The following is a 17,194-nucleotide window of genomic DNA, read 5'->3' as shown; positions in this document are numbered from 1 at the left end:
GGGCGCTGATCCGGGACCGGGATCTGCGACGCACGGGTGCGGGTATGGCACTGAGGCGCGCGACCAACGACAGGGATCCGGGACCCACAGACAGGGGGGGGCTGCCAAAGATGCATGGCCCGGCGCGACCGGGTGCCGCGCCGGTCAGGGTTGAATGACGCGCGCCGCTCTGCTTGGATTGCGGCACCAATCGGCGCCGCGCGGTGCGGCGCCACACAAGGCCAGAACCGCATGTCTCGCAAGAAGGATACGCGCCAGAGGGCGATCCTCGATCAGTTGGCGATCTCGCCGACGATGCGGGTGGGGCGGCTGGCCGAGACCCTCGACGTCACCACCGAAACCATTCGCCGCGATCTCGAGGAGCTCGCCGCACAGGGCATGATCGCGCGCACCTATGGCGGCGCGATGCTGCGCCAGCCGGTGGAGCCGGCGCTGTCGGAGCGCCATCTCGAGCTGGTGGAGGAGCGCGGCGCGATCGCGCAGGCGGCGCTGTCCTACCTCGCCGAGGCGCGGGTGATCATGCTGGGCTCGGGGGCAACCACGACCCAGCTCGCCAAGTTCATCGCCATTGAGATGCACGGCATCACGGTGATCGCGCACAGCGTCAGCGTGGCCTCGGCGCTGAGCCTCAACCCGACGATCCAGGTGGTGATGGCGCCCGGTATCTACCATGCGGGCGAGGGCGCGATGCACGGCGCGCAGGCGGTGCGCTTCCTGTCGGATTACAGCGCCGACTGGTCGGTGACCGGGGCCAGCGCCATGTCGCCCCTCGGGCCGTCGGATGCGCTGATCGACGCGGCGGACGTCTACGCCACGATGCTGCGCCAGAGCGCGCGGCACATGGTGGTGGCGGATCACTCGAAATTCGACCGCATGGCCACCGCGCGCTACGCCGACTGGGGCGAGATCGACGTGCTGGTGAGCGATGCCCGCCCGCAAGGGCCGCTGCGCCGGGCGCTGGTGGCGGGCGAGGTCGAGGTCAAGCTGGCAAAGGTCTGAGCGGCGCTTTCCGGGGCCGGGGCCCGGCGCGCAGGTTCGCCCGTCACTCCCCGCCGAGCTTCTTCAGCAGCCGCAGCAGCGTCTCCTTCTCGCGCTCGCGCAGCGGCGCCAGCGTCTCGGCGCTCACCGCGATGGCGGCATCCACCGCCTCGTCGATCAGCGCCACGCCATCGGCGGTCAGCGAGACGAGATGGCGGCGGCGGTCCACCGGGTCGGGCGCGGTCTGGAGCAGGCCACGCGCGATCAGCCGGTCGACCACGCCCTTGGTCGTCGCGCCGTCCATCGCCACCGAGCGCCCCAGCAGGTTCTGCGAGGTCGGACCGTCCTCGGCCAACCGGTGCATCACCGAGAACTGCGTCGGCGTCAGCTTGCCGGGCACGCTCTCGGCGAAGATGGTGGAGTTGCGCTGATAGGCCTTGCGGAGCAGGAAGCCGATCTGTTCGTCGAGCACGTAGCCATGTTCGGCGCTGGTGCGGGCTTTGGGCGTGTCTTGCAAGAACTCGGACCTCCTGTCGGGCGCCCCAACCTTACGAAACACGCGCCCTTCTGCCAATGCTGCAGTGCAGTATAGGCGCTTGTGGCTCAGACGGAAAGATAGGCGTCGCGGATCTCGGGATGGGCTTCCAACTCCTTGAAACTGCCGTCAAACTTCTTCTCGCCGCCCTCGATGATGATGGCCCGGTCGGCCACCGCGCGGGCGAAGTGCAGGTTCTGCTCAGAGATCATCACCGTCAGCCCCTCGGCCTTGAGCTTGAGGATCGTCGCCGCCATCTGCTCGACGATCACCGGGGCGATGCCCTCGGAGGGCTCATCGAGCAAGAGCAGCGAGGGATTGCCCATCAGCGTGCGCGCGATGGTCAGCATCTGCTGCTCTCCGCCCGACATGTGCTTGCCGCGGTTGGCGCGGCGCTCTTCGAGGTTGGGGAAGATCTCGAAGAGCTGTTCGATGGTCCAGTGCGGCGCGTCGTGGCGCCTGGGCTGGCGCCCGACCTCGAGGTTCTCGAGCACCGTCAGGTCGGTGAAGATGCGCCGATCCTCGGGCACGTAGCCGATGCCGTCCTTGGCGACCCGGAAGGCGGGGGCGCCGACGAGGTTCTCGCCCTGGAACACAACATGTCCCTGCTTCGGGCGCACCAGCTGCATCACCGATTTCATCGTAGTGGACTTGCCGGCGCCGTTGCGGCCCAGAAGCGCCACCACCTCGCCGCGCCGGACCTCAAAGCTGAGGTCGTTGAGGATATGGGCCTTGCCGTAATAGCTGTGGATGCGCTCGACGCTAAGCATGGGACTCCTCCTTGAAGAGCGTCCCGCCGCCCAGATAGACCTCCTGGACCTGCGGGTTGTTGCGCACCGCGGTGGCGTCGCCATCGGCGATCAGCTCGCCGCGGTTCAGCACCATGATGTGGTGGGAATGGGCAAAGACCACGTCCATGTCGTGCTCGGTGAACAGCACCGAGACGCCCTGATCGCGGACGATATCGGCCACCAGCTGCATCAGCTCGACGCGGGCGGTGGGGGCCATGCCGGCGGTGGGCTCGTCCATCAAGAGAAGGCGCGGGCGGTGGCAGAGCGCGATGGCCAGCTCGAGCCGCTTGAGATCGCCATAGGCGAGGATCGAGCAGGGCCGGTCGGCCTGATCCTGCATCGACACGGTCTCGAGGAACTCGAAGGCCTCCTCGCGGTAGAGCTTCCACGCCCGCGGCCCGATCGAGAAGATCTTGCGATGGTGGCTCATCAGCGCCATCTGCACGTTCTCGATCACCGTCATCGACTGGTAGGTGCCGGTGATCTGGAAGGTCCGGCCGACGCCGCGGCGCCAGATGTCGCGCGGTTTGTGGCCGGTGATCTTCTCGCCCTCGAAGAACACGTCGCCCTCGGTCGGCTTGAGCTGCCCCATCAGCATGTTGAAGCAGGTCGACTTGCCGGCGCCGTTGGGGCCGATCAGCGCCTTCAGCTCGCCCTTGGCGACGCTGAAGGACACGCCGTTGACCGCGAGAAAGCCGTCATAGCTTTTCTTCAGGTTTTCGACTCGCAGGATCTCGGACATCAGACCGTCTCCTCATCGGTGTGGCGGATGCGGCGCCAGAGGGTGCGCAGGGTGCCGACGATGCCTTCCGGCATCACGATCACCACGGCGATGATCACCAGACCCAGCAGCAGGCGCCAGTATTCGAGGCGGGTGAGCCAGTCTTCGACCACGGTCATGAAGCCCGCGCCGACAACGCCGCCGGCAAGCGTCTTCACGCCGCCGAGGAAAACCACGATCAGCGCGTCGAAACTCTTGGCGATCTCGAGCTCGGTGGGGAAGACCGAGCCCTTGGCGAAGACGAAGATGCCGCCCGCGAGACCGGCCATGGCGCCGGCGAGTGCGAAGGCCGCGAATTGCACGCGCTTGACGTCGATGCCGGTGGCCTCGGCTTGCCGTGCGCTGTCGCGTCCGGCGCGCAGGGCGTAGCCGAAGGGGGAATGGATGACATGGCGCAGGAACAGAATGCCGCCGACGCCGAGGATCAGGGCGAAGTAGTAATAGGTCTCGGTGCCCGAGAGCCAGTCGGAGGGCCAGATATTGACGAGGCCGTCATCGCCGCGGGTCACGGCGCGCCACTGGAAGGCGAGGCTCCAGACCAGCTGGCTGAAGGCCAGCGTCAGCATGGCGAAATAGACCCCGGTGAGGCGGATGCAGAACCAGCCGATGCCGAGCGCCAAGAGGCCCGCCGCGAGCGGCGCGAAGAGGAACGCCAGCTCCATCGGGGTGTCGGTATGGAACACCAGCAGCGCCGCGGCATAGGCACCGCCGCCGAAGAAGGCGGCGTGGCCAAAGCTCACCAGCCCGCCGGAGCCGAGGATGAAATGCAGCGAGGCGGCGAAGAGCGCGAAGATCACCATGTCGATGGTCAGGATCAGCATGAACTGGTCGACGAAGAGCGGCAGCAGCGCGAGGCCCAGCAGCAGCGCCGCGACCAGCGCCTGACCCACGGGGCCATAGGGGCGGATGGGCGTCTCCGGTGCGCCGACCTGTCCGTGCTCGCCGGCGACTTCTTCGCGGCCCAGAAGGCCGTAGGGGCGGATGATCAGCACCACGGCCATGACCACGAACATCAGCACCAGAGTCGATTGCGGCAGGTAGGTGACGCCGAAGACGTTGAGCACCGAGATCAGCACCGAGGCAATGAAGGCGCCGGGCAGCGAGCCCATGCCGCCGATCACCACCACCACGAAGACCGCGCCGATGATGTTGAAATCCATCAGGAGGTCGGCGCCGCCCTTGGGCAGCTGCAGCGCGCCGCCCCAGCCGGCCAGCGCCGAGCCGAGCGCGAAGACGCCGGTGAAGAGCCAGGCCTGGTTGACGCCGAGCGCGCCGACCATCTCGCGGTCCTGCGTGGCGGCGCGGACCAGCACGCCGAGCCGGGTCTTGGTGATGAGATACCAGAGCGCGAAGAGGATGAAGGGGGTGATGGCGATCAGGATGATGTCGTATTTCGGCACCGGCTCGCCGAAGATCCGCCAGACGCCGCGCAGGCCGGGGGCGCGCGGTCCGAGCCGGTCTTCGGCGCCCCAGATCATCAGCGCCAGGTCCTGGATCACGAGGATCACGCCGAAGGTGGCGACGAGCTGGAACAGCTCCGGCGCCCTGTAGATCGGCCGCAGCACCACCATCTCGACGATGGCGCCGATCAGCCCGACGGCGATGCCGGTGAGCAGGATGGCGCCCCAGAAGCCCACCGCGCCGGGCAGGATCTCCATCAGGTAGATGCCGATGAAGGCGCCGAGCATGTAGAACGAGCCATGCGCGAAGTTGACGATCCGGGTGACGCCGAAGATCAGCGACAGCCCGGAGGCGACGAGGAACAGGGCCGCCGCGTTGGCGAGACCCGTCAGGAACTGGGCGAGGAAGAAGGCCATGGTCCGGGTGGTGCTTTCCTGTCAGGCGTGCGGGGGCCGTTCGTGGCGGGCGCATGGAAGCCGTGCGCTGCCCCGCGGTCGGGTGCGGATGAGGCAGGGGGGAGGGGCGCTGCCCCTCTTGGCCCGTAGGGCCAATTCACCCCGGAGTATTTGTCGACGTAAAGAAGCAGGGGGCGCGCGGCGAGGCGGGCGCCCCCGGCCCGGTCACTCGGCCGGACGCATGGCGGTGATCTCTTCGTCCGAGGGCATGTAGGGGGCCGGGTCCTTGTATTCCCAGTCCACCATCACGCCCTTGCCATCCTCGAGCGCCGTGGTGCCGACCCAGGCGCCGAGCGTCGACTGGTTGTCGATCTCGCGGTAGGTCAGCGCGCCGATGGGGGTGTCTTCGATGGTGAGCCCCTCGAAGGCTGCGACCAGCGCCTCGGTGTCGGTGGCGCCGGCGGCCTCGATGGCGGCGGCGATCGACTGCGCGGTCATGTAGCCCACGAGGCTGCCGATCTTCGGGGTCTCGCCGGTGGCCTCGGTATAGGCGTCGACGAAGGTCTTGCCCGGGGTGCCATCTTCGAGCGCGTACCAGGGGAAGCCGGTGACGAACCAGCCCTCGGGAGCCTCGTCGCCGAGCGGCTCGAGATATTCCGGCTCGCCGGTCAGCAGGCCGTAAACGTTGCGGCCGTCGAACAGGCCACGGTCGCCGCCTTCCCGCACCAGCTTGGCAAGGTCGGTGCCGAAGGTGACGTTATAGATCGCGTCGGGCTTGGCGCGCTCGATGGCCTGCACCTCGGCGCCGGCGTCGATCTTGAACAGCGCCGGCCATTGCTCGGCGACGAACTCGACCTCGGGCTTCAGGCGCTTGAGGTTTTCCTTGAAGGCCTCGACCGCGTCCTGCCCGTAGGCGTAGTTGGGCGCGATGGTGGCATATTTGATCGCGTCGGTCTTGGCGGCCTCCTCGGCCAGCATCGCGGCCTGGACCCAGGTCGAGGCGCGCAGGCGGAAGGTGTAGGGGTTGCCCGACTTCCACACCAGGCTGTCGGCCAGCGGTTCGGCGGCGAGGTAGAGGTAGCCCTTCTCGGCGGCGAAGCTCGACAGCGCCAGGCCCACGTGGCTGAGGATCGTGCCGGTCAGCATCACCGCGCCGTCGCGGGTCATCAGCTCCTCGGCGATCTTCACCGCCTCGGCCGGGTCGCCCTGGTCATCGCGGAAGATGAACTCGAGATCCTTGCCCAGCACGCCGCCGTCTTCGTTGATCTCCGACAGCGCCAGCTCGATGCCCATCTTGTAGGGCTCGGCGAAGGCGGCCATGCGCTTGTAGTGGTTGATCTCGCCGACCTTGATGGTCTCTTGCGCGAAGCCCGCGGCGGGCGCCAGGGCCATGGCGGCGGCCGTGGCGAGCACGGTGCGTCTCAGAAAGTTCATGGGGATATACTCTCCTGTTGGTGGTGTTGCCCTAGCGGCAACTTTTGGTATCCCGGTCTTACGCCGGTTAATCGTGGTAAACAAACGCCGGTGAGGGATCGGCGGCAAGGTCTTCCGTGCGTTCCAGTTCCAGAAGTTCGTTGATGCGCTTGCGATAGACAAGGGGGCCCTTGTCGATGGCGATGCGGATCGGGCGGCGCTTCTGCGGGCGCATCTCCTCTTCCTGCACCGCCTCGAGGATTTCCTTGTCCTCGTCGAAGGCCTTGCGGAACATCGCGTCCATGCGCTCGGCCGCCTCAGGATCGTCGGTGGCGGTGTTGCGCAGGTGCATCCAGCGGTCGATCGTGTAGGTCTCGGTGACCGGGGTCATGAAGTGCAGTGCGAAAATGCGCACGCCCTGGCCACGGTCTTCCTCGGCGCATTTCTTCTCGGTCTCGATGGAGCCGAAATCGATGACGGCGGTGCACGGCGTGTAGAGATAGTAGTAATGCCAGCGGTCGACATTGCCGGTGAAGCCGCCGAAGGCCTTGAAGAAGCCGATCGGCTCGGCATCGCGGATCCAGCGCCAGGCGACGATGGCCTCGCCCTCGGTCTGGACATGCACCGGCACGTTCTCGGAGGCCGCATTGCCCAGCGTGGTCGGGTGCACGAAGCTCACATGCGCCGGGTCGACGAGGTTTTCGGCCACGTTAAGATAGTTCGACTTGAGGTGCAGCGCGTCGCCGTGATGGGCGGCCCAGGCCGGGTCGGAGAACTCGGGCATGTCGAAGACCTTGCTCTCGTCGGCCTTCTCGGCGTCGCCCATCCAGATCCAGACGATGCCATGCTTCTCGGCGATGGGGTAGGCCTCGACATAGGCCGATTTCGGCAGGTTGGTCTGGCCGGGGACGCGCACGCAGGCGCCGGAGCAGTCGAAGGTCAGGCCGTGGTAGCCGCATTGCACCGTGTCACCGATGCGCTTGCCCTTGGAGAGCGGCAGCAGGCGGTGCGGGCAGCGATCCTCGAGCGCGGCGACGGTGCCGTCGGATTTGCGAAACATCACCACGTGCTCGCCGAGGATCGTGAAGCGGCGAAGCGCGTCGTCGATTTCCGTCGACCAGCCAGCGACATACCAGGCGTTCTTCACGAAATTCGTCATCGTCGTTCTCCCTTGCAGCCTCGCTTGGTTCGTCAGCGAATTCTCGGTTTCGTTCAGCGCAGCCCGTCGCCGCCCTCGATCTCGTCGTGTCTCAACCCGCCGACGCGCGGCAGCGGTCGTCCGGTCTGTTGCAGCGCCACCGCCACCACGATCTCGCGCGGGCGCGGGGCGTCGGGCAGCCGCAGGCGCATGGCGTCGAAATGGCTGCGCACATAGGCGGCATCCTTGTGGCCGAGCGGCACGTCGAGGATCTCGCCGGCGCGGCCGATGGCCTTGGAGGACGGCACCAGCGCCTTGCCGCCGCCGATCACCGCGCGCAAAGGCGCGCCGAGCTTCGGGTGCAGCAGCGCGGCGGCGTGTTCGAGCTCACCGAGCTCGCCCACCAGCGCGGCCTTGCCATAGCCCTCGATCTCGCCCGCGGCGCAGCCGAGCGCGGAGAGCGCCTCTTCGCCCAGGAGTGTGCCCAGCTCCGCGCCGGTCTCGATCAGCTCGGAGAGATCCTCGGCATAGGCCCCAGCGAAGGGGTTCTCGATCACCGCGGCGGCGAGCGCCCGGCGGGCAGGCGGCGCGACCGCCTGGCCCATCTCGGAGCGGGTCTCCTCGACCAGCGTGATGATCTTGCGCAGCTTCAACGGAGACCGTCCTCGCCCTTGACCTGATCCTTGGTGAGGCCGCCGATGCGGGCGTGGATGCGGCCCGCGGTGGTCATCACCAGCACCAGCGCGATCTCGTTGGGCCGCGGCGCGTCAGGCACGCCCACTTCGACGGCGTCATAGTGGGTGCGGACGTAGGAGGCATTGGTGTGGGTCACCGGCACGTCGAGCCGGGTGCCTGCCGCGCCGACCTTCTTGGTCGAGGGCACGATGGCCATGCTCTTCTCGATGGCGTCGCGCATGGCGTAGCCGCCGGGCACGTGCCAGAGCGCGCCGTGCTCGATCTCGCCGTTGACGCCGACGATGGCGCCCTTGCCGTAGCCTTCCACCGCGCTCGCGTCACCGCCGAGCGCGTCGATGCACATCTTGGCCATCTCGGCGCCGAGCGGCTCGAGATCCTTCATGAAGGGCAGGATGTCTTCGACATAGCCGCCGGCATAGGGGTTCTCGATCACCGCGATGGCGGCGGCGCGCTTCTGCGGCGCCTCGGGGGCGGGGCCGCCCTCGTGGAAGATGGTTTCGACCTGGACCAGCGTCTTGCGGACCTTCACCTCAGGCATATTCAGGCTCCTCCTGGGAAATGGCATCGCCGAGGGCCGTGCGCTCGCCGGCCAGCGCGAGGCAGGCGGCGCGGATCAGGCCGCGGCGGATGTAGTCTTGGGCCAGCGCGTGCCCGGCGTCCAGCGCTTGGCGGGCGTCCTGGGGCGTGAGCGGGCCGACATCGGTGGTGACGAGGCGCGGGCCGAGATCGCTGTCGGGGGCGAGATCCTGGGCAGGCGCGCGCGAGATGGCGGGGTGGCCGGGCAGGTCGACGGCATTGGCGATGAGCGTGGCGGCGACATCGGCGGATGCCGCGTCGCGGGCCAGCACGGTGACCGCGTCGGCGATGCCAAGCGACTGCGAGCGCCCGCGCCAGCCGCTGGTGGCGACGCCGCCGATGTCGTCGGCGGGGCCGATGATGGCGCGACCGCCGGGGGCGCGGATGATCGGGTCTTCGCAGATCGCCAGCCGCAGCGGGGTCTGCCGTGTCCAGAGCGCGATATCGCCACCGTTGTTCACATGGGCACTGTCGAGCCCGTGGCCCGGCGTCAGCATCGCGGCCAGCACGTGATCGGCGACCGCGCCCGCCACCGCCGCCATCGGCGTGACGAAGTTCTCCGCGAACGGTGCGCTGGCGGCCACCATGCGCCGCGCCACCGGACCGGCGGGTAGGGCGCCCTGCGCGGCGCGCAGGCGGGGCAGCTCTTCGCAGAGCGTGGAGAGCACCGGCGCGAAGGCGTCGTGGGCGCGGCGCAGCGCGGCCTCCCGCGCCTCGGCTGGGCCCTTCGCGGTCACGATCAGGTCGATAGGGCCGTGGGTCAGCCGCATCCGCCCGTCGCGGGCCATCTGCATGCCGGGTCCCTCGCGAAAACTCATTTCAAGGGCTCCTTGCCGACCGGCCAGGGTGCGCCGCTCTTGCGGCCCTCGGAGCGCTGACCCGACAGGCGGTGATCGCTCTGGCGCGGGTGGATGCCCTTGAGCGCATCCTCGAGCGGCATGACGTAGTCCATGTGGCCGCCAAGCGCCTGGTAATCGGCGCGCGACATGGTGAACTCGATGGGTGCGACCAGCGCGGGGGTCGGCACGTAGCCGAAGGCGTTCTTCGGCATCTGCGTCACGTCCGACATGAAGGTGATGCCGCCACCCGGCCACATCATGACCGGCGCGCCGCCGCAGGTCACGCGGGTCAGCCGCGATTGCACCGAGCGGGTCAGCGAGACCGGGTTCTCGGTCACGCCCGAGCGCAGCGAGCCGCCGGCACCGGCCATGAAAAGCACCGAGGCCATCGAGGGCTCGCAGTTTTCCTCGATGCGCTGGACGGAGGGCAGCAGGCGCTCCGGCATCTCCTTCTGCACCGGCACGAGATCGTCGTTGAGCTCGTAATAGGCGGCGTGTTCTCCGGTGGTCGAGACCATGAGGATCGAGAGGCCTGACCAGGCCTCGGGCTTCCATTTGTCAAGGATCGCCAGCGGATCGCTGAGATCGGTGCCGCCCCAGCCGGTGCCCGGCTCGGCGACCTGGAAATAGCGCCCCGGGGTCGAGCGGCGGCCCTTGATCTTGATGCCGGTGGGCTTCCAGCCGATGACCTTGCCGGCCTGGTGCTCCGACATGACGCCGGTGATGTGGTCGTCGACCACCACCACCTCGTCGACCAGCCCCTTCCACTGCGCCGCGAACATGCCGACCGTGGCCGAGCCGCAGCCGACGCGCATGCGCTCCTCGGCCTGACCGTTGACCACCGGGGCCTGGCCGGCGGTGATCTCGAGCTCGGCGCCATCGTCGATCGAGAGCTGCACGCTTTCGCCATTGCAGAGCGCCAGCAGGGCGGAGCAGGTGGCGCGGCCCTCCTTTTTCGAGCCGCCGGTGAGGTGGTTCACGCCGCCGAGCGAGAGCATCTGCGAGCCGTATTCCGAGGTCGTCACGTGGCCGATGATCTCACCCTCGGCGCGCACCCAGGCGCATTCGGAGCCAAGGTGGCGGTCGGTGTCGATCTTCACCTTGGCGCCGCAATAGGAAAAGATCCCCTCGGTCACCACGGTGATCATGTCGGCATCGGCGGCCTTGGAGGCGACGATGAACGGCGCGGGTTTGTAATCGGGATAGGTGGTGCCGGAGCCGACGGCGGTCAGGAAGGCCTCGTCGCCCGAGACGATGTCGCCATCCCACTCGCGCTCTAGGAAGGGCACCAGCGCCACGTCCTCGCGGTTTTCCAGGATGGTCAGCGGGTCGAGCCGCACCAGCTCGCCGCCCTCGTTGGCGTAGCGGTCGCAGGCCCCGGCGCGGCCCTCGGCGATGTAGCACATCACCGGGCAGGCATCGCAGCGAATCTTCTCGGGCTTGTCCGCGCTGCCGCGTTTTACCGGGGGCGTCTCAACCGTCACGTGCGGGCTCCTTGGCTGGCCTGGTGGCGTCTGTCGGGGGTAATTCGTTTGTATACGAACGCATGGCCCCGGCCGGTCTGTCAAGCGGCTTGGTGTGGCAGCGCAGGCCGAGATGGACCTGTGTCGCGTTTTTCAGCATTCTGCCAGATGCGGGCAACCGGCGCGATGATGGCGATTGACAGACTTCCGAAACCGCCCCTACGCTCGCTCTCAAATCGTTCGCATACGAATGAAGTGCGGCGGAGAAGGCGGCGCAGACCGACCAACCCAGCGACCAGCAAGGAGAAAGCCCAATGCCACTGCATCGCCCCGAATCGCTCGACGCCGCGCTCGAGCTTCTGCAGGGCGGACGGGCGGTCGCCCTAGGTGGCGGCACCGATCTCTACCCGGCGCTGCGGGATGGCGCGCCGCCGCCGGAGATGGTCGACCTGACCCGAATCGCCGGGCTGCGCGGCATCACCGCGGTCGAGGGCGGCTGGCGCATCGGCGGCGCAACGACCTGGACGCAGGTCGTGAAGGCCGAGCTGCCGCCGCTCTTCGACGGGCTGAAGGCCGCGGCGCGCGAGGTCGGCTCGGTGCAGATCCAGAATGCCGGTACCGTGGCGGGCAATCTCTGCAACGCCTCTCCGGCGGCGGATGGCGTGCCGGCGCTGCTGGCGCTCGAGGCGCAGGTCGAGCTTGCGGGGCAGGGCGGCACCCGCCGGATGGCTCTGGGCGAGTTCATCACCGGCCCGCGCGCGACGGCGCTGAAGCAAGGCGAGATCCTCTCGGCGCTCTTCATCCCCGAGGCTCCGGGCCGTGGTGCCTTTCTCAAGCTCGGCGCGCGGCGCTATCTGGTGATCTCCATCGCCATGGTCGCCGCCGTGGTCGAGATGGAGGGCGACCGGATCAAGAGTGCCCGCGTCGCCGTCGGGGCCTGCTCCCCGGTAGCGCGGCGGCTCACCGCGCTGGAGGCCGCGCTTGCGGGGGCGACCCTCGAGGCCGCCGAGCAGAACGTACTCAGCTATGATTTCCCCGAACTCAGCCCCATCGACGATGTGCGCGCCCGCGCAACCTACCGCCGCGAGGCGGTGGCCACGCTGGTCGCCCGCGCCATCGCCGAGGCGGCCACGCCCAAGAAGGAGGTGACCCATGTCGCTTGATGCGCCGCAGGGCCATATCGGCTTCACCCTCAACGGCTCCGAGATCACTGTGCCCGCCGACGCGACCGCGCGCCTTTCCGAGGTGCTGCGCGAGGTGGCAGGCGCGCGCGACGTCAAGGTCGGCTGCAATGCCGGCGATTGCGGCGCCTGCACCGTGCTGCTCGACGGCGCGCCGGTCTGCGCCTGCATGATCGCCGCCGGGCAGGCGCAGGGCTGCGAGATCGAGACGCAGGCGGGGCTCGTCTCAGGCGACCGCGATGCCGAGCGGCTGGCGCAGAGCTTCCAGCGCCATCAGGCGGCGCAATGCGGCATCTGCACGCCGGGCATGATGGTCTCGGCGGTGGCGCTGCTGCGCTCGGGCGAACAGCTCACCGAAGAGAGCGTGTCGGACGCGCTGGGCGGCGTGCTCTGCCGCTGCACCGGCTATCGCAAGATCATCGCCGCGGTGCTCGACGCCTCCACCGCCCAGCCGCTTGCGGAAGGCGGCGTCGGTGCGCCCATCGCAAGGCTCGACGGCTGGCCGAAGGTCAACGGCACCGAGCGCTTCGGCGATGACGTGGCGCCGGCGGATGCGCTCACCGTGCAGGTGATCCGCTCGCCGTTCCACCGCGCGGGGTTCCGCTTTGGCGATCTCGAGACCTTCCGGGAGGAGAACGGCCTCGCCCTGGTCCTCACCGCCGCCGATATCCCCGGCGAGAACCGTTTCGGCGTGATCCCCGGATTCGAGGACCAGCCGGTCTTTGCCGAAGGTGAAACCCGCTTCAAGGGCGAGGCGGTGGCCGCCGTGGTGGGCCTGCCCGAGGCGCTGGCGGGGATGGAGCCGTTTCCCGTCGCGTGGGAAGAGCTGGCGTCTGTTCTGACCCCGGAGGGCGCCGACAAGGCGGCGCTGCTGCATGAGGACCGCGCCGACAACGTCATGTGCCGCGGCTACGTGGCGCGCGGCGATGCGGCCGAGGCGATGAGCAAGGCCGCGCATGTGGTCTCGGGGGCGTTCTCCACCGGCTTCATCGAGCATGGCTATATCGAGCCCGAGGCCGCCTCGGCCCGGCGCGTCGGCGACCGCATCGAGATCCAGTGCTGCACGCAGGCGCCGTTCATGAACCGCGACGGCATCGCCGGCATCATGGGGCTGGCGCCGGAACAGGTGCGCATCCTGCCCACCGCGACCGGCGGCGGCTTCGGCTCCAAGCTCGACCTCACCGCGCAGCCCTACGTGGCGCTGGCGGCGTGGGTTCTCAAGCGCCCGGTCCGCATCGCCTATACCCGCGCCGAATCCATCACGACCTCGACCAAACGGCACCCCTCCGAGGTGCGCATGGAGATCGGCACCGATGCCGAGGGGCGCGTCACCGCGGTGCGCTTCGACGGCACTTTCAACACCGGCGCCTATGCCAGCTGGGGGCCCACGGTGGCCAACCGCGTGCCGATCCACGCCTCCGGCCCCTACAAGACCCCGAATTACGAGGCGAGAAGCGCCGGCATCCACACCAACACCGCCCCCGCCGGCGCCTTCCGCGGCTTCGGCGTGCCGCAATCGGCGGTGGCGCAGGAGCAGCTCTACGACCTGCTGGCCGAGAAGCTCGGCATGGACCGTCTCGCCTTCCGGCGCCTGAATTGCCTCTGCAATGGCGATCCGACCGTGACCGGGCAGGTCTTCGAGACCGGCATGGGCATCGACGCCTGCTTCGACGCGCTGAAGCCCCACTGGGACACCGCGCTGGCCGAGGCCGAGGCCTTCAACGCCACGAGCCAGACGAAGAAACGCGGCGTCGGCATCGCGGCGGGCTGGTATGGCTGCGGCAACACCTCAATGTCGAACCCCTCGACGATCCGCGCCGGCATCACGCCCGAGGGAGAGCTGTGCCTGCATCAGGGCGCGGTGGATATCGGGCAGGGCGCCAACACCGTCATCACCCAGATCTTCGCCGAGGCGCTCGGCGTGCCGGTCGGTCAGATCACCATCCTCGGCCCCGATACCGACATCACCCCCGATGCCGGCAAGACCTCGGCCAGCCGCCAGACCTATATCTCGGGCAATGCGGCCCGGCTCTGCGGCGCGGCGCTGCGAGCGCAGATCCTGCGGCTCGGCAACGTCTCCGAGGCGGCGACCATCACGCTCGAGGAAGGCGGCATCACGCTCTCGGATGCAGGGACGCAGGTGCGTGTCGAGCTCGAGCCCGACGTGGGCTACGCCATCGAGGCGGTCGAGAGCTACGACCCGCCGACCTCGCCGCTGGATGAGAACGGGCAGGGCGATCCCTACGCCGTCTTCGGAACGGCCGCCCAGCTCTGCGAGCTTGAGGTCGACACCGCGCTCGGCACCGTCCAGCTGCTGCGCTTCGTCGCCGCCCATGATGTCGGCCGCGCCATCAACCCGCTGCTGGTCGAGGGCCAGATCGAGGGCGGCGTGGCGCAGGGCATCGGGCTTGCGCTGATGGAGGAGTTCCTGCCCGGCCGCACCGAGAACCTGCACGATTACCTCATCCCCACCATCGGCGACGTGCCCCCGATCGAGAGCCTGATCATCGAGAGCGGCGACGCCCACGGCCCCTACGGCGCCAAGGGGCTGGGCGAGCACTGCCTGATCCCCACCGCGCCGGCGGTGCTCAACGCCATCGCGCATGCCACCGGCGCCCGCGTCCACCACCTCCCCGCCACGCCCGACACGGTGCGCGCGGCGATCCTCGCCGCCGGGACGGGCGCGTGATGCTCGACCACAAGACCCCGGCAGCCGCCGCAGGAAAGGCCCCCGAGATGACCGACAAGACCCTCACCGGCAGCTTCGCCGGGATCGACGTGGGCGGCACCTTCACCGACCTGGTGTTTTACGACAGCAAGGCGAAAGCCGTGAAGCTCGCCAAGGTGCCGACCACGCTCGACAACCAGTCGAAGGGGGTGCTGGCGGCGCTCGATGCGGCGGAGGTCGATGCCGCGGCGCTCGATCTCATCGTGCACGGCACCACCACCACCACCAACGCAGTGCTCGAGCGTCAGCTCTGCAAGACCGGGCTCGTCACCACGCTGGGCTTCCGAGACGTGCTCGAGCTCGGCCGCCGCACCCGCCCGCATGCCTACGGCATGACCGGCCAGTTCCGCCCGATCATCCCGCGCGACCTGCGCCTCGAGATCCCCGAGCGCATGCTGGCGGACGGCTCGGAATACGCCCCCCTCGACGAAGGCGCTCTGCGCGCCGCGCTTCAAGAGCTTCTCGAGAAGGGCTGCGAGGCGCTGGTGATCCATTTCCTGCACGCCTATGCCAACCCGGCCCACGAGATCCGCGCCGGCGAGATCGCCCGCGAGGTCTGGCCCAATGGCAACATCACGCTGGGCCACGCGCTGATCTCGGAGAGCCGCGAGTTCGAGCGCGGCGTGACCGCGGCGGTCAACGCCTCGGTGCAGCCGCTGCTGCGGCGCTATGTCGAACGGCTGGCCGACCGGCTGTCGGAGCGCGGCTACGATCGCGATCTGCTGGTGATGAACGGCAATGGCGGCATGGTCTCGGCCCGGGTGGTCGCCGAGGAGGCCGCCAAGACGGTGATGTCGGGCCCGGCCTCCGGCGTCATGGCCGCCGCCTATACCGGGCGCCGCGCCGGCATCCCCGACCTTCTGACCTATGACATGGGCGGCACCTCGACGGATGTGGCGATGATCCGCGGCGCCGATCCGGCGGTCTCGCACGAGATCGAGATCGAGTATGCCATGCCGATCCACGTGCCGATGGTCGACGTGCGCACCGTGGGAGCGGGCGGCGGCTCGATCGCGCGGGTCGACGCGGCGGGGCTGCTGCAGGTGGGCCCCGAGAGCGCCGGCTCGGTGCCGGGGCCGATCTGCTATGGCAAGGGGGGCCTCGAGCCCACCATCTCGGATGCCAACATGGCGCTGGGCCGGATGGACCCGGGCAAGCTCAACACGATCTCCGGCGATGTCTCGCTCGAGACCATCCGCGCCGCCTTCCAGTCGCGCCTCGGCGACGCGCTGGGGCTGGACGCCACCGAGTCGGCAGCGGCGGTGCTGCGCATCGCCACGGCCAAGATGGCCGACGCGGTGCGCATGGTGTCGATCTCGCTCGGCGAGGATCCGCGTGATTTCGCCCTCTTCGCCTTCGGCGGGGCCGGGCCGCTGCACGCCTGTGCCATCGCTCGCGAGCTCGGCGTACCGCGGGTGCTGGTGCCGGCGCGGCCCGGCATCACCAACGCGCTGGGCTGCGTGGTGGCCGACCTGCGCCACGATTACGTCGCCACGGTGAACCAGCCCTTGGATGCCTGCGACATGGACGAGGTCCACGCGCTCTTCGACCGCCAGGTCGAGGAGGGCCGCGCCGCCATCGGCCGCGAGCGGGTGGAGATCGCGGAGGAGAAGATCTCCTTCTCGGTGGAGATGCGCTTCATCGGCCAGACCCACCTGCTGCGCGTGCCGCTGCCCTCCGCGACGCCCACGCGCGAAGAATTGCAGGCGCTGTTCGAGGAGGCCTATTTCAAGCGCTTCCAGGTCAAGCTGCCGGAAATCCGCCCAGCGCTGGTCAACGTCAACACCTCCGTCATCGGCCGCCGCCCCGAGATCGACCTCTCGGCGCTGATCGACCCGGCGGGCCGCAAGGCCACGCTGGAGGAGGCTCGCACCGGCACCCGCCCGGTCTTCTTCGACGCCTGGATCGACACCCCGATCTACTGGCGCGATCACCTGCCGGCGGACGCAACGCTCTCCGGTCCCGCCATCGTCGAGCAGATGGACTGCACCCTGGTGCTCGAGCCCGGCGATGTGGCCACGCAGGATGCCGACGGCAATCTCATCGTGACCGTGGGGCCGCGCGCATGACGTGCGGCATCACGCGCTCCGGCGCCGGAGTGGGGGGGGCACACCCCGCACCCTGGGCTCCGCCCGCGTCTGGGCGAAACTATCCCCCGGACGCTTTCCGGGACGCCCATCCACCCTCCGTGGAGTATTTGCAACGTAAAGAAGCCGGGAGCGGCGCCCCTGTCTTCTCTTCGTCAAAAATACTCCCGCCGGAGGCATCCGCCCTCTCCG

Annotated in this window: 14 protein-coding genes; 4 read left to right on the top strand and 10 right to left on the bottom strand. The window is 68.8% G+C overall.

Annotated elements, in window-relative coordinates; translation table 11 throughout:
* Positions 1 to 231: 231 nt before the first annotated feature.
* Positions 232 to 999 carry a DeoR/GlpR family DNA-binding transcription regulator gene (locus KUV62_RS12705; RefSeq protein WP_222604084.1) on the top strand — a complete coding sequence of 256 codons (768 nt, stop codon included), beginning with the start codon at positions 232 to 234 and terminating at the stop codon, positions 997 to 999.
* A gap of 43 nt (positions 1,000 to 1,042) precedes the next feature.
* On the opposite strand, the gene KUV62_RS12700 is transcribed toward KUV62_RS12705, so the two are convergent.
* The 10 genes from KUV62_RS12700 to KUV62_RS12655 form a co-directional block, all read right to left on the bottom strand.
* On the bottom strand, positions 1,043 to 1,495 hold the full coding sequence (locus KUV62_RS12700; RefSeq protein WP_222604083.1) for a MarR family winged helix-turn-helix transcriptional regulator: 453 nt from the start codon (positions 1,493 to 1,495) through the stop codon (positions 1,043 to 1,045).
* Positions 1,496 to 1,581: 86 nt separating this feature from the next.
* Positions 1,582 to 2,283, bottom strand: coding sequence for an ABC transporter ATP-binding protein (locus tag KUV62_RS12695; protein WP_222604082.1), 702 nt, complete (start codon positions 2,281 to 2,283; stop codon positions 1,582 to 1,584).
* Positions 2,276 to 3,046: an ABC transporter ATP-binding protein gene (locus tag KUV62_RS12690; protein WP_222604081.1), complete on the bottom strand. Its 771-nt coding sequence runs from the start codon at positions 3,044 to 3,046 to the stop codon at positions 2,276 to 2,278. Before KUV62_RS12690 ends, KUV62_RS12695 begins: the two co-directional genes overlap by 8 nt.
* Positions 3,046 to 4,902 (bottom strand): ABC transporter permease, encoded by a 1,857-nt coding sequence (locus KUV62_RS12685; protein WP_222604080.1) that lies wholly within the window; start codon positions 4,900 to 4,902, stop codon positions 3,046 to 3,048. Before KUV62_RS12685 ends, KUV62_RS12690 begins: the two co-directional genes overlap by 1 nt.
* A gap of 204 nt (positions 4,903 to 5,106) precedes the next feature.
* Positions 5,107 to 6,315 (bottom strand): ABC transporter substrate-binding protein, encoded by a 1,209-nt coding sequence (locus KUV62_RS12680; protein WP_222604079.1) that lies wholly within the window; start codon positions 6,313 to 6,315, stop codon positions 5,107 to 5,109.
* Between the two features lie 67 nt (positions 6,316 to 6,382).
* Entirely contained in the window at positions 6,383 to 7,453 is a 1,071-nt protein-coding gene (locus KUV62_RS12675; protein ID WP_222604078.1) for an aromatic ring-hydroxylating dioxygenase subunit alpha, read from the bottom strand.
* A 53-nt stretch (positions 7,454 to 7,506) separates the two neighbouring features.
* Entirely contained in the window at positions 7,507 to 8,085 is a 579-nt protein-coding gene (locus KUV62_RS12670; protein ID WP_222604077.1) for an amino acid synthesis family protein, read from the bottom strand.
* A complete protein-coding gene (locus tag KUV62_RS12665) occupies positions 8,082 to 8,666 on the bottom strand; it encodes an amino acid synthesis family protein (protein ID WP_222604076.1) in 585 nt (194 codons plus the stop codon). The genes KUV62_RS12670 and KUV62_RS12665 overlap by 4 nt, the downstream gene beginning before the upstream one ends.
* Positions 8,659 to 9,522 carry a UPF0280 family protein gene (locus tag KUV62_RS12660; protein ID WP_222604075.1) on the bottom strand — a complete coding sequence of 288 codons (864 nt, stop codon included), beginning with the start codon at positions 9,520 to 9,522 and terminating at the stop codon, positions 8,659 to 8,661. Before KUV62_RS12660 ends, KUV62_RS12665 begins: the two co-directional genes overlap by 8 nt.
* Positions 9,519 to 10,949, bottom strand: a complete 1,431-nt coding sequence (locus KUV62_RS12655; RefSeq protein ID WP_261395654.1) for a 6-hydroxynicotinate reductase — start codon at positions 10,947 to 10,949, stop codon at positions 9,519 to 9,521. The genes KUV62_RS12660 and KUV62_RS12655 overlap by 4 nt, the downstream gene beginning before the upstream one ends.
* A 371-nt stretch (positions 10,950 to 11,320) precedes the next feature.
* On the opposite strand from KUV62_RS12655, the gene KUV62_RS12650 reads away from it, so the two are divergent.
* From KUV62_RS12650 to KUV62_RS12640, 3 genes are read left to right on the top strand one after another with little or no spacing between them, the layout of a single operon-like run.
* A complete protein-coding gene (locus KUV62_RS12650) occupies positions 11,321 to 12,169 on the top strand; it encodes an FAD binding domain-containing protein (protein WP_222604073.1) in 849 nt (282 codons plus the stop codon).
* Complete coding sequence (locus KUV62_RS12645; protein ID WP_222604072.1) at positions 12,159 to 14,876, top strand: molybdopterin-dependent oxidoreductase; 2,718 nt, start codon at positions 12,159 to 12,161, stop codon at positions 14,874 to 14,876. Before KUV62_RS12650 ends, KUV62_RS12645 begins: the two co-directional genes overlap by 11 nt.
* 47 nt (positions 14,877 to 14,923) lie before the next feature.
* Positions 14,924 to 16,984: a hydantoinase/oxoprolinase family protein gene (locus KUV62_RS12640; RefSeq protein ID WP_222604328.1), complete on the top strand. Its 2,061-nt coding sequence runs from the start codon at positions 14,924 to 14,926 to the stop codon at positions 16,982 to 16,984.
* The last annotated feature ends 210 nt before the right edge of the window (positions 16,985 to 17,194 follow it).

It is taken from the genome of Salipiger bermudensis (genome assembly GCF_019801965.1).
Taxonomy (GTDB): domain Bacteria; phylum Pseudomonadota; class Alphaproteobacteria; order Rhodobacterales; family Rhodobacteraceae; genus Salipiger; species Salipiger bermudensis_A.
This window is presented reverse-complemented; position numbering and strand designations above follow the sequence as displayed.

What these genes read in the sequence shown, in the direction of transcription:
- KUV62_RS12675 (WP_222604078.1), bottom strand. Translation starts at nt 7,453, where the DNA reads ATGACGAATTTCGTGAAGAACGCCTGGTATGTCGCTGGCTGGTCGACG.
- KUV62_RS12690 (WP_222604081.1), bottom strand. Translation starts at nt 3,046, where the DNA reads ATGTCCGAGATCCTGCGAGTCGAAAACCTGAAGAAAAGCTATGACGGC.
- KUV62_RS12705 (WP_222604084.1), top strand. Translation starts at nt 232, where the DNA reads ATGTCTCGCAAGAAGGATACGCGCCAGAGGGCGATCCTCGATCAGTTG.
- KUV62_RS12665 (WP_222604076.1), bottom strand. Translation starts at nt 8,666, where the DNA reads ATGCCTGAGGTGAAGGTCCGCAAGACGCTGGTCCAGGTCGAAACCATC.
- KUV62_RS12695 (WP_222604082.1), bottom strand. Translation starts at nt 2,283, where the DNA reads ATGCTTAGCGTCGAGCGCATCCACAGCTATTACGGCAAGGCCCATATC.
- KUV62_RS12660 (WP_222604075.1), bottom strand. Translation starts at nt 9,522, where the DNA reads ATGAGTTTTCGCGAGGGACCCGGCATGCAGATGGCCCGCGACGGGCGG.
- KUV62_RS12645 (WP_222604072.1), top strand. Translation starts at nt 12,159, where the DNA reads ATGTCGCTTGATGCGCCGCAGGGCCATATCGGCTTCACCCTCAACGGC.
- KUV62_RS12680 (WP_222604079.1), bottom strand. Translation starts at nt 6,315, where the DNA reads ATGAACTTTCTGAGACGCACCGTGCTCGCCACGGCCGCCGCCATGGCC.
- KUV62_RS12650 (WP_222604073.1), top strand. Translation starts at nt 11,321, where the DNA reads ATGCCACTGCATCGCCCCGAATCGCTCGACGCCGCGCTCGAGCTTCTG.
- KUV62_RS12640 (WP_222604328.1), top strand. Translation starts at nt 14,924, where the DNA reads ATGACCGACAAGACCCTCACCGGCAGCTTCGCCGGGATCGACGTGGGC.
- KUV62_RS12655 (WP_261395654.1), bottom strand. Translation starts at nt 10,949, where the DNA reads ATGTGCTACATCGCCGAGGGCCGCGCCGGGGCCTGCGACCGCTACGCC.
- KUV62_RS12685 (WP_222604080.1), bottom strand. Translation starts at nt 4,902, where the DNA reads ATGGCCTTCTTCCTCGCCCAGTTCCTGACGGGTCTCGCCAACGCGGCG.